Consider the following 11,355-nt stretch of genomic DNA (forward strand, 5'->3'; position numbering starts at 1 on the left):
GCGTGCCGAGCAGCGCAGCCCGGAAGGGGGTTCAGCGCGAACCTCTCCTGGTTCGCGCTGAACAGCGAGGTCTTGTCCGAGCGGCGCGCTAGCGCCGCGAGTTGAGCGAGCGGCCCCGCCGGGCGAGCAGCACAGGGGACCCCGCCGCCAGGCGGGGCACGCTCATCGGCACCGGGTCCCCACCGCCACAACCGCCCACGCGGGCCCCGTACAAGCCCAGGCCGGCCCCGTACAACCGCCCACGCGGGAGCCCCGCAAAGGCCGCTAACTACCGCCGCCGCTGCTGCTCCCGCGGCACCTCCCGGAGCTCCACCTCAAACTCCCGCTCGGCACCATCCCGCAGCACCGTCAGCGTCACCGAATCCCCCGCCCGACGGGCAAAGACCAGCCGCTGCAGCTCCCGCGGCTCCGAGACCGCCTCACCGTTGACGTGCGTGATGACATCACCATCCGCCGGCATGGCGCGCCCCTGGACGCTCACCTCGAACGAAGCCCCCTGCAGGCCCGCCTCCTCGGCCGGACTGCCGGACTCCACATCGACCACCATCACCCCGCGCTCGGGGAGGTTCAGCCGCTCGCGGATCCCCTCGGGATACCCCTCTAGGCCGGCGACCATCACCCCCAGACGGGCCCGGGAGGTCAGATCCGTGAGGCCGCCCTCCTCCATCTCGCCCAGGCTCTCCTGGAGCAGATTGCTCGGCACGGCAAAGCCCACGCCCACCGAACCGCCACGGCCGGTCAGCCCGCCGCCGCCGGGGACGATGGCCGTGTTCACACCGATCACCTCGCCGGCGGAGTTGAGCAGCGGCCCGCCGGAGTTGCCGGGGTTGATTGCGGCGTCCGTCTGGATCATGGGGATCTCGATCTGCCCGATCCCTGGCAGGTCCCGGCCGACGCCGGAGACGATCCCCGTGGTCACCGTGGAGCTGAGCCCGAAGGGATTGCCGATGGCAATGGTCTTCTGCCCGACCAGCGCCTGATCGGAATCGGCCAGGGTCAGCGGCTCGGCGTCCTCCGGGACGGCCCCCGGATCCTCGGGCTTGAGCAGGGCCAGGTCGTAGAGGGCGTTGGCGCCGACCACCCGGGCCGGTACGGCGTCGTGCTCAGCAAAGCTGAGCTTCACCGATGCGCCCTCGCGCAGCTCCACGCCCTCCTCCTCCAGGGCGTTGCGGATGACGTGATAGTTGGTGACGATATGGCCGTCGCTATCGATCAGGAAGCCACTGCCCGCCCCCTGGCGCCGGGGCGCCTCGCCGCGCGGACGATCGCGCTCGAAGAACTCGCGGAACTGCGGCGGGATCATCCCCTCCGGAATACGCTCGAAGGGATCCACGCGCTCACCCCGGACCTCCACCTCGATGGCCACCACCGAAGGCCCGTAGCGCTGGAAGATCTCCACCGTATTGCGCTCGTCCGGCTGGAGGTGCTCCAGATCGTCGGCCAGCGCCGGCGTGCTCACCAGAGCGATCAGGGCCATTGCCAGCACGGCCCCCAGAACCAGCGGCGTACGTCGATGCTGCATTCCGTGTGCTACCGTCATAAGGCTTTCCACCTGTGGGTTGTTCATCAAGTAGTGGACAATAAGGTTGGGGTGTTAAGTTCACCCTGTTCGTAACGGATCAAGCCACCGATTTCCAACACGGGGATGGCGATGGATCTCCTGTTATTGGCCGTGGCGGCCGTGCTGGTCAACAACTTCGTGCTCACCCAGTTCCTCGGGCTGTGCCCGTTTCTGGGCGTCTCGCGCAAGGTGGAGACCGCCGCGGGCATGGCGGCGGCCACCGCCTTCGTGCTGACCCTCGCCTCGGTGCTGAGCTACCTGGCCTTCACGTACATCCTGGTGCCGCTCGATGCCGAGTACCTGCGCACGCCGACCTTCATCCTGATCATCGCCATCGCCGTGCAGCTGACCGAGATGGCCGTGCGCTTCACCAGCCCCATGCTGCAGCAGGTGCTCGGCCTTTACCTGCCGCTGATCACCACCAACTGCGCGGTGCTCGGCGTCGCCCTGCTCAACCTCCGTGGTGACCACGACCTCATCGCCTCGGCAGTCTACGGCGCCGCGGCGGCGGCCGGCTTCGGGCTGGTGCTGGTGATCTTCGCCGCCCTGCGTGAGCGCCTGGAGAGCGCCGAAGTGCCGCGCGCCTTCCGCGGCGCGCCGATCGCCCTGGTCAGCGCCGGCATCCTCTCCATGGGCTTCATGGGCTTCGCCGGCCTGGCCCAGGCCGAGGAGCGCGAACTGGCTGTCGAACCCGAGGACATGGTGGCCGTCGAGGTCACCACCCTGGCCCTGGAGGAGGGCGGCGCGCCGGCGCCGGTGGTCCTGCTCGGCGAGCCGGACAGCGAGCGGGTGGTGCCGATCTTCATCGGCCCGGCCGAGGCGCAGGCCATCCACGACGCCCTGCACGGCGTCGAGCCGCCGCGGCCGATGACCCACGATCTGTTCGGCAGCGTGCTGCGCGCCACCGGCTATAGCCTCGAGGCGGTCTACATCGACGCCATCGTCAACGGCGCCTACGTCGCCGCCCTGGCCCTCAAGCCGGAGGACGGCGATGCGGTGCGCTACATCGACAGCCGCTCCAGCGACGCCATCGCCCTGGCGCTGCGCGCCGAGGCCACCATCTACGCCGCCCCCGAGGTCCTCGAGGCGGCCGAGGAGCGGGAACAGCCCCGCCCCCAGGACGAATCCCTGCGCATGACCCGACTGAACCTGCTGCCGGGTCCGACGACGTGAGGCCACCACCGATCATGTTACCCTGTATCGTATGTTCAGCGCGGTCCTGACCCTCACAGCCATCGCCGGTCTCTGCGGTGTCGGTCTCGGCGCCGCCGGGCGCCGCCTGGCCGCGCAGCGCGACCCGGTGGTCGGGCACATCGACGAGCTGCTGCCGCAGACCCAGTGCGGCCAGTGCGGTTATCCGGGCTGCCGGCCCTACGCCGAGGCCGTGGCCGCCGGCGAGGCCGCCACCAACCTGTGCACGCCCGGCGGCAACGCCACGGCAAGGGCCATCGCCGATCTCCTGCAGGTCGACCCCGAGCCGGTGGCCGAGGACAACACCGGGCCGGCGGTGGCCTTCATCGACGAGAGCCAGTGCATCGGCTGCACCCGCTGCCTGCCGGCCTGCCCGGTAGACGCCATCGTCGGCGCCCAGCGCCAGGTGCACACCGTCCTCGCCGACGAATGCACCGGCTGCCGGCTGTGCGTCGAGGCCTGCCCCATGGACTGCATCACCATGCAGCCGGTGGAACCGCCACTGAACGCCCGCATCCGGCCGCTGCCGACGCCGCAGTCGACCACCGCCCGGCCCGAGCAGCGCCCCGGCCCGCTGCGCCACCAAGAGGTGCAGCCACGGCGCCGGGGCGTCGCCGTGGCGGGCGCCAAGGACCGCTCGCGCAACGGCCCACTGGGCAGCCTGGCGCTGCCGGCCCAGCTGGTGCTGCCGCTGCTCGATCACACCGGCGCCGAGGTGCCGGCCACCGTGGCCGTGGGTGAGCACGTCCGCCGTGGCACGCGGATCACCGAGGGGCACAGCGGCGTGCCGCTGCACGCGCCCACTTCCGGCGTGGTCAGCGCCATCGAGCGCCGGCCCATCGTCCACCCGGCCGGTGGTACCGCGCCGTGCCTGATCCTTGAGGCCGACGGCGCCGACTGCCGCGAGACGGCCATGGCGACCATCGAGGACCCGCTGCAGGCGGAGCCGGAGGTCCTGCTGCGACGCATCGCCGATGCCGGCGTGCGCGGCATGGGCGGGGCAGCCTTCCCCTCGGCACTGAAACTCGCCGACGCCGCGCGCAGCGGCGTCGATACCCTGGTGGTCAACGGGGTCGAGTGCGACACCTACCTCACCTGCGATGAGACGCTGCTGCGCATGCGCGCCGAGGCGATCATCGACGGCGCCCGCATCGCCGCCCGGGCCTGCGGCGCCGAGCGCATCCTCGTCGCGGTGAAGAACTCGGCCCCGGAAGCCGCCGCGGCGGCCGAGGCGGCCATCGAAACCGCCGAGGCGGACATCCAGGTGGTGCGCGTCGGCGGCGACTACCCGGCCGGCAACGAGCGCCACATCGTCTACCCCGCCACCGGACGCACCGTGCCCCCCGGCGCCCGGCCGCCGGCGGTGGGGGTGGTCTGCCAGAACGTCTCCACCCTCGACGCCATCCACCGCGCCGTCCACCAGGGCGAGCCGTCGGTGGAGCGGCTGGTGACCGTCACCGGCGGCGGCATCGCCGAGCCGGGCAATTACTGGGTCCGGGTGGGCACGCCGCTGGCCGCCCTGATCGGCCGGGCCGGCACACCCGGCTGCCGGACCATCGTCGGCGGCGGCATCATGGGCACCCCGGTCACCGACCGGCAGGTGCCGCTGACCCACGGCATGAACGGCGTCGTGGTCGAGTCCGCCGACGAGGCGCCGCTGTTCGAGCAGCCGTGCATCAGCTGTGGACGCTGCGCCGAGGTCTGCCCCGAAGGCCTGCAACCGTTCGAGATGGCCCGACGCATCCGCGCCGGTGTCGGCGTCGGCGAGGCCGCCGAGCACATCGACATCGACCCCATGCGCTGCACCGGCTGCTCGAGCTGCGAGTTGGTCTGCCCCAGCTCCATCCCCCTGGCGGCGATCACCGGGCACGCCCGGGACGTTGCCCGCTCCCGCATGCGCGAGCGGGAGCAGGCCGAACGGGCCCGGCAGCGCCACGAGGCCCGACAGGCCCGCGAGGCACGCCGCCAGCGCGAGAAGGAAGAGGCGCGCCGGCGCAAGCGTGAAGCCATGGCCGCCAAGGCCGAACAGAACCGCTCGGGCGAGACCACGGAGGGTTGAGCTTGGCGGCACCCACAACGCCCAGGATCATGGGGCTGGTCCTGCTCGCCCTGTTGCCGGGGGCCGGCGTGCTGGTCTGGCTCTTCGGCGTCGGTGTCCTGCTGAACATCGGCGCGGCACTCACCGCCGGTGTGGCCGCCGAGGCTCTGGTATTGCGCCTGCGTGGCCGCCCGGTGGGTCCGGCGCTGGCCGACGGCAGCACGCCGCTGGCGGCGCTGATCATCGGCATCGCCCTGCCGCCGCTGCTGCCCTTCTGGATCCCGGCGCTGGCCGGCGCCCTGGCGGTGCTGCTGGGCAAACAGGTCTACGGCGGACTGGGCCAGAACATCTTCAACCCGGCCATGGTCGGCTACCTGGCGGTGGTCCTCGCCTTCCCGCAGGCGGTGAGCCTATGGCCGGCGCCGGAGCCCGGCCTGGGCGCGGCGATCCCCGCCGCAGAGGCCCTGCAGTACTTCCTTACCGGCGGCCTGGCGCCGATCACCGACGCCATGACCCACGCCACGCCGCTGGACCGGCTGGCCACCGAGGGCTTTGCCGCCCTGCCCGGCGACGGCGGGCTGCTCGGGCAGACCCAGGCCGCCGGGGCCTGGCTGTGGCTCGGCGGCGCCTTCCTGCTCGGCGGCGCCTTCCTGCTAACGCTGCGCATCATCGACTGGCGCCTGCCGCTGGGCGTGCTTGCCGGCACCGCTGCCACCGCCGCGCTCCTGCAGCTCGGCGACGGCGCCCCGGTGCTCTTCCATCTGCTCTCCGGGGCGACGCTGCTGGTGGCGTTCTTTATCGCCACGGACCCGGTCAGCGCCCCGCGCGAGCCCACGGCGCGGCTGATCTACGCGGCGCTGATCGGCGTGGTGGCGTTGGTCATCCGTGAGCTCGGCGGTCATCCGGACGGCTTCGCCTTCGCCGTGCTGATGCTCAACGCCACCGCACCGCTGCTCGACTACGTGGTACGCCGCAGCGCTGGGGAGGCGGCATGACGCTACCGGTGAGCCTGCGCGCCGGGGGCATCCTGGCCCTGTTCGTGGGCATCGGTCTGGCTGCGGTGGCACTGGTCCACGAGCAGACCCGCGAGCAGATCGCCACCGCCGAGCGCCAGGTGGTGCTCGATCGCCTGGCCGCGGTGCTGCCCGACGGCCACGACAACGCCCCGGAAGAGCAGGTCTACGAGCGCCCCAACCCGCTGGATCACGCCACGCCGCTGCGCATCTACCCCGCCTACGCCGACGACACGTACCTGGGCGCGGCGGTCGAGGTGGAAACGCCGGAGGGCTACGCCGGCACCATCCGCCTGCTTGTGGGCATCGACGCCGACGGCGAGATCATCGGCGTGCGCACCGTGGCCCACCGCGAGACACCGGGGCTTGGGGACGCCATCGAGACGGCACGCAGCGACTGGATCCACGGCTTCGACAACCGGGCCCTGGGCGAGCCGCCGGAGGCGGACTGGCGCGTGCGCCAGGACGGCGGGGCGTTCGACGGCATCACCGGGGCGACCATCACCGCCCGGGCGGTGATCGACGCCGTGCGCGCGGTGCTGATCGACCACGCCGCCGAACCGGAGGCCTACCGCGGTGAAGCCCACGCCGAGGACGCCACCGCCATCGACCCCGAAGCCGACGACCGCAGTGACGAGGGGCCCACCGGATGAGCGAGACACCGACGACCCGCAGCATCTTCCGCGACGGCCTGTGGGGCAACAACGCCGCCCTGGTCCAGCTCCTTGGCCTCTGCCCGCTGCTGGCGGTGACCACCACCGCCGTGGCCGGGCTGGGCCTGGGCATCGCCACGCTGCTGGTGGTCACCGCCTCGAGCGTGGTGGTCTCGCTGATCCGCAACATCGTCCCGCAGGATGTGCGCATCCCGGTGTTCATCCTGGTCATCGCCGCCTTCGTCACCATCGTCGAGCTGGTGGTGGCGGCGTGGCTCCACGACCTCTACCGCACCCTGGGGCTGTTCCTGCCGCTGATCGTCACCAACTGCGCCATCCTCGCCCGCGCCGAGGCGTTCGCCTCGCGGCAGCCGGTGGGCCCGGCGGCGCTGGATGGGATCGCGACCGGCACCGGCTTCGCCGCCGTGCTGATCGTCCTCGGCGCCCTGCGCGAGCTCATCGGCCGCGGCACCCTGCTCGACGGCGCCGAGCAGCTCTTCGGCCCGGCCGCCGCCGGCTGGACGGTGGAACTGGTCGACGGCGACGTCTTCCTGCTCGCCATCCTGCCGCCCGGGGCGTTCATCGGCCTGGCCCTGCTGCTGGCGATCAAGAACCGCATCGACGACCGCCATGGACGCTGAGCAGCGCTACGAGCTCTACCGGCGGCTGAGCGAAGCGCTGCCCGAGCCGCAGACGGAGCTGCTCTACGAGACCCCCTTCGAGCTGCTGGTGGCGGTCTCGCTCTCGGCGCAGAGCACCGATGAGAGCGTCAACCGCGCCACCCGGGCCCTCTTCCCGGTGGCCAACACCCCCCATGCGATGCTGGAGCTGGGCGAGGACGGGCTCAAGCCGTACATCCAGCACATCGGCCTCTACAACAACAAGGCGCGCAACATCATCGCCGCCAGCCGGCAGCTGATCGAGCACCACGGCGGCGCGGTCCCCCGCGAGCGCGCCGCCCTCGAGGCGCTACCCGGCGTCGGGCGCAAGACGGCCAACGTCATCCTCAACGTCGCCTTCGGCGAGCCGACCATCGCCGTGGATACGCACATCTTCCGCGTCGCCAACCGCACCGGGCTGGCGCCGGGGAAGAACGTACGCGAGGTGGAGGAAGGGCTGGAGGCGGTGACGCCGGAGCCGTTCCGGCTCCACGCCCACCACTGGCTGATCCTGCACGGGCGCTACACCTGCACCGCCCGCCGCCCCCGCTGCGGGGCGTGCGTCATCGCCGATCTGTGCAGCTTCCCGGAGAAGGACCCGGAGCGGACCTGAGGGCCGGGGCGCCAATGCGCCCCGGTCGATTCCCTCACGCGCCGCACCGCCAGGCAGCGGGCACCGCCGCCGGCGGCCCACACCGGCAGCGACTGCCCTGCCCGACCGGGGTCAGCCGCGGCGTTTGGCGCCGAGGCGCAGACGCAGGGCGTTGAGGCGGATGAAGCCCTCGGCGTCCTTCTGGTCGTAGGCCCCGGCGTCGTCCTCGAAGGTGGCCACCGACGCGTCGAAGAGGCTCTGCGGGGACTGGCGGCCGACGACGATGACGTTGCCCTTGTAGAGCTTCAGGCGCACGGTGCCCTCGACCACCTGCTGGGTCTGGTCGATCATCGCCTGCAGCGCCTCGCGCTCCGGGGCGAACCAGTAGCCGTTGTAGACCAGCTCGGCGTAGCGCGGCATCAGCTCGTCCTTGAGGTGGGCGGCGTCGCGATCGAGGGTGATCGACTCCATGGCGCGGTGGGCGCGCAGGAGGATGGTCCCGCCCGGGGTCTCGTAGCAGCCGCGGGATTTCATGCCCACGTAACGGTTCTCGACGATGTCGATCCGGCCGATGCCGTGGCGGGCACCGAGGTCATTGAGCCGGCCGAGCAGCGCCGCCGGCGAGAGGCGCTCGCCGTCGATGGCCACCGGATCGCCCCCGGCGAACTCGATGTCCACGTACTGCGGCTCATCCGGCGCCGCTTCCGGGGCGGTGGTCCACAGCCACATGCGCTCCTCGGCCTCGGTCCAGGTGTCCTCCAGGACCCCGCCCTCGTAGGAGATATGCAGCAGGTTGGCGTCCATGGAGTACGGCGCGCCGCCCTCCTCGCGCTTGCCCTCGATGTCGATGCCGTGGCGCTCGGCGTACTGCAGCAGCCGCTCGCGGGAGTTGAGGTCCCACTCGCGCCACGGGGCGATGACCTTGATCCCCGGCTCCAGGCCGTAGTAACCGAGCTCGAAGCGGACCTGGTCGTTGCCCTTGCCGGTGGCGCCGTGGGCGACGGCGTCCGCACCGGTCTCACGGGCGATCTCCACCTGCCGCTTGGCGATCAGCGGCCGGGCGATGGAGGTGCCGAGCAGGTACTCGCCCTCGTAGACGGCGTTGGCGCGGAACATCGGGAAGACGAAATCGCGGGCGAACTCCTCGCGCAGATCGTCGACGTAGATCTCGCGAATCCCGAATGCCTCCGCCTTGCGCCGGGCGGGCTCGAGCTCTTCACCCTGGCCGAGATCGGCGGTGAACGTCACCACCTCGCAGCCGTAGGTCTCCTCGAGCCACTTGAGGATCACGGAGGTATCGAGACCGCCGGAGTAGGCAAGTACGACCTTCTTGACGTCCGACATGGGAGGCTCCTGGGCAGTATTCAGTGGTTGGCGTTCAGGGTTCAGTCTGCAGGGTGCAGCGGACCGTTTTCAGGCGGCAGCATCAGGAATTCCAGCAGCGCCTTCTGCGCGTGGAGGCGGTTCTCGGCTTCGTCCCAGACGACGCTCTGCGACCCCTCGAGCACGGCGGCCTCCACCTCCTCGCCGCGGTGCGCGGGCAGGCAGTGCATGAACAGCGCCTCGGGGCCGGCGCACTCCATCAGCGACTCGGTCACGCAGAAGCCGCGGAAGGCCTCCTCGCGGGCGGCCTGCTCGCTCTCCTGGCCCATGCTCGCCCAGACATCGGTGGTCACCAGATCGGCCCCCTCGGCGGCGGCGTAGGCGTCGTCGAAGAGCTGCACCCGCTCGCCGCCGAGCGCCAGGATATCCGCTTCCGGGCGGTAGCCGGGCGGCGCGGCGATATGCAGGTCGAAGCCGAGCAGTCCGGCGGCTTCGATCCAACTGTGGCACATGTTGTTGCCGTCGCCGATCCACGCCACGCGCCGATCGGTGATCGGCCCGCGGTGCTCGGTGAAGGTCTGCAGGTCGGCGAGCAGCTGGCACGGGTGGCACAGATCCGAGAGGCCGTTGATCACCGGCGCGGCCGAGTACGCGGCGAAGCGCTCCAGCATATCGTGGCCGAAGGTGCGGATCATCACCGCATCGACCATGCGCGAGATCACCCGCGCCGTGTCCTCCACCGGCTCGCCGCGGCCGAGTTGGGTATCCCGCGGCGACAGGAACAGCGCGTGGCCGCCGAGCTGGGCCATGCCCGCCTCGAAGGAGACCCGCGTGCGGGTGGAAGACTTCTCGAAGACCATCCCCAGCACGCGGCCCTGCAGGGGCTGGTGCAGCTGCCCGGCGCGGTGCATATCGCGCAGCTCCGTGGCCCGGCGCAGCAGCTGGTGGATCTCATCGGCGGAGCAGTCACGCAGGGTGAGGAAGTGGCGCATCAAAGACGCCCTCCGTGGTTCGGTTCAGGTCAGGCGCCGGCCAGGTGGCGGCGCACCAGGTCGGCGACGCCGTCGGCGAGCTGGCCGATCTCGTCGTCGTCCAGGATCAGCGGCGGCACCAGACGGACCACGTTGCCGGCGGTGACGTTGATCAGCAGCCCCGCGTCGAGGGCCCGGCGCGGCAGCGCACTGGCATCGCCGGCAAGCTCGATGCCGGTCATCAGGCCGCGACCGCGGATCTCGCGGACCCCCTCCACCCCGGCCAGCTTCTCGGACAGGCGGGCGCGCAGCGCCTCGCCGGCGCGCTCGGCCGCCGCCGGCACGTCCTCGCGCTCAAGGGTGTCGAGCACCGCCAGCGCCGCACGGGCGGCCAGCGGATTGCCACCGTAGGTGGTGCCGTGGCTGCCCGGGCCAAGGGTCCCGGCGCACCCGGCCGCGGCCAGGCAGGCGCCGATGGGCAGCCCGTTGCCCAGGGCCTTGGCCAGGATCAGCACATCCGGACGGATGCCGGCCTGCTCGAAGGCGAACAGCGTCCCGGTGCGCCCCATGCCCGTCTGCACTTCATCGAGCATCAGCAGCCAGCCGCGCTCGTCGCAGATCCGCCGCAGCCGCGCCAGGTAATCCGCCGGCGGGATCCGCACCCCGCCCTCGCCCTGGATCGGCTCCACCAGCACGGCACACACGGCGTCGTCGTCGATGGCCGCCACGGCGTCGGCGTCGCCGTAGGGCACGCGCCGGAACCCCTCGGGCAGCGGCGCGAAGCCCTCGTGGGCGGCGGGATTGCCGGTGGCCGCCAGCGCCCCCAGGGTCCGCCCGTGGAAGGCGCCGTCGGCGACCACGATCTGCGGTGCCCCCACCCCCAGCGCGGCCGCGTGGCGGCGGGCGAGCTTGATGGCCGCCTCGTTGGCCTCCGCGCCGGAGTTGCAGAAGAACGCCGCGCTCATCCCGGCGGCGGCGCACAGGCGCTCGGCCAGGCGCTCCTGCAGCGGCACCCGGTAGAGGTTCGAGGTGTGCACCAGGGTCTGCGCCTGCTCGGCCACCACACGGGCGATGGCCGGATGGCTGTGGCCCAGCCCGCAAACGGCGATGCCGGCCACCCCATCGAGGTAGGCGTGGCCCTGCTCGTCGTAGAGCCACGCCCCCTCACCCCGGGCGAAGGCAACGGGCAGGCGATTGTAGGTCGGGATCAGGGCTTCCATGGGCGGTCTCATACACGCGGCAACCGACTCCGGGAGCCGGGCAAAAACGCCTAAATTAACCGCCGGCTGAAACCGGCGCAAGCACCGCAACCCCTTGGATTCACGGTCCGGAGGTGTCGGGACCGCCGAGGGGA

The 11,355-nt window shown here is 71.7% G+C and carries 10 protein-coding genes and 1 pseudogene; 7 read left to right on the forward strand and 4 right to left on the reverse strand.

Annotated features, from left to right (window positions below):
• Positions 1-268: 268 nt before the first annotated feature.
• Complete coding sequence (locus LRG07_RS03100) at positions 269-1,522, reverse strand: S1C family serine protease (protein WP_238641783.1); 1,254 nt, start codon at positions 1,520-1,522, stop codon at positions 269-271.
• Positions 1,523-1,651: 129 nt separating this feature from the next.
• Here LRG07_RS03100 and rsxA point away from each other — a divergent pair.
• The 7 genes and pseudogenes from rsxA to nth all read left to right on the forward strand — a co-directional run.
• Positions 1,652-2,221, forward strand: a pseudogene (gene rsxA, locus LRG07_RS03105) (electron transport complex subunit RsxA); the annotation flags it as partial.
• A 39-nt stretch (positions 2,222-2,260) separates the two neighbouring features.
• A complete protein-coding gene (locus LRG07_RS03110) occupies positions 2,261-2,734 on the forward strand; it encodes a bifunctional nuclease family protein (RefSeq protein ID WP_238633794.1) in 474 nt (157 codons plus the stop codon).
• 31 nt (positions 2,735-2,765) lie between these two features.
• Positions 2,766-4,811 (forward strand): electron transport complex subunit RsxC, encoded by a 2,046-nt coding sequence (rsxC, locus tag LRG07_RS03115; protein WP_201169036.1) that lies wholly within the window; start codon positions 2,766-2,768, stop codon positions 4,809-4,811.
• A 2-nt stretch (positions 4,812-4,813) separates the two neighbouring features.
• A complete protein-coding gene (locus tag LRG07_RS03120; RefSeq protein ID WP_238635188.1) occupies positions 4,814-5,785 on the forward strand; it encodes an RnfABCDGE type electron transport complex subunit D in 972 nt (323 codons plus the stop codon).
• Positions 5,782-6,456 (forward strand): RnfABCDGE type electron transport complex subunit G, encoded by a 675-nt coding sequence (locus tag LRG07_RS03125; RefSeq protein WP_238641784.1) that lies wholly within the window; start codon positions 5,782-5,784, stop codon positions 6,454-6,456. The genes LRG07_RS03120 and LRG07_RS03125 overlap by 4 nt, the downstream gene beginning before the upstream one ends.
• Positions 6,453-7,097 (forward strand): electron transport complex subunit E, encoded by a 645-nt coding sequence (locus tag LRG07_RS03130; protein ID WP_201169045.1) that lies wholly within the window; start codon positions 6,453-6,455, stop codon positions 7,095-7,097. The genes LRG07_RS03125 and LRG07_RS03130 overlap by 4 nt, the downstream gene beginning before the upstream one ends.
• Positions 7,087-7,728, forward strand: coding sequence for an endonuclease III (gene nth / locus LRG07_RS03135; RefSeq protein WP_238641785.1), 642 nt, complete (start codon positions 7,087-7,089; stop codon positions 7,726-7,728). Before LRG07_RS03130 ends, nth begins: the two co-directional genes overlap by 11 nt.
• Before the next feature lie 111 nt (positions 7,729-7,839).
• On the opposite strand, the gene LRG07_RS03140 is transcribed toward nth, so the two are convergent.
• The 3 genes from LRG07_RS03140 to LRG07_RS03150 are packed head-to-tail and all read right to left on the reverse strand — an operon-like array spanning position 7,840 to position 11,221.
• Complete coding sequence (locus LRG07_RS03140) at positions 7,840-9,051, reverse strand: argininosuccinate synthase (protein WP_238635191.1); 1,212 nt, start codon at positions 9,049-9,051, stop codon at positions 7,840-7,842.
• 41 nt (positions 9,052-9,092) lie between these two features.
• The gene (gene argF / locus LRG07_RS03145; protein WP_238641786.1) at positions 9,093-10,022 is read right to left on the reverse strand and encodes an ornithine carbamoyltransferase; all 930 of its coding nucleotides are present in this window, start codon (positions 10,020-10,022) and stop codon (positions 9,093-9,095) included.
• Positions 10,023-10,051: 29 nt separating this feature from the next.
• Positions 10,052-11,221, reverse strand: a complete 1,170-nt coding sequence (locus LRG07_RS03150) for an aspartate aminotransferase family protein (RefSeq protein ID WP_201169055.1) — start codon at positions 11,219-11,221, stop codon at positions 10,052-10,054.
• Positions 11,222-11,355 lie beyond the last annotated feature (134 nt).

Source organism: Halorhodospira sp. 9622 (assembly GCF_022228025.1).
GTDB classification, from domain to species: Bacteria; Pseudomonadota; Gammaproteobacteria; order Nitrococcales; family Halorhodospiraceae; genus Halorhodospira; species Halorhodospira halophila_A.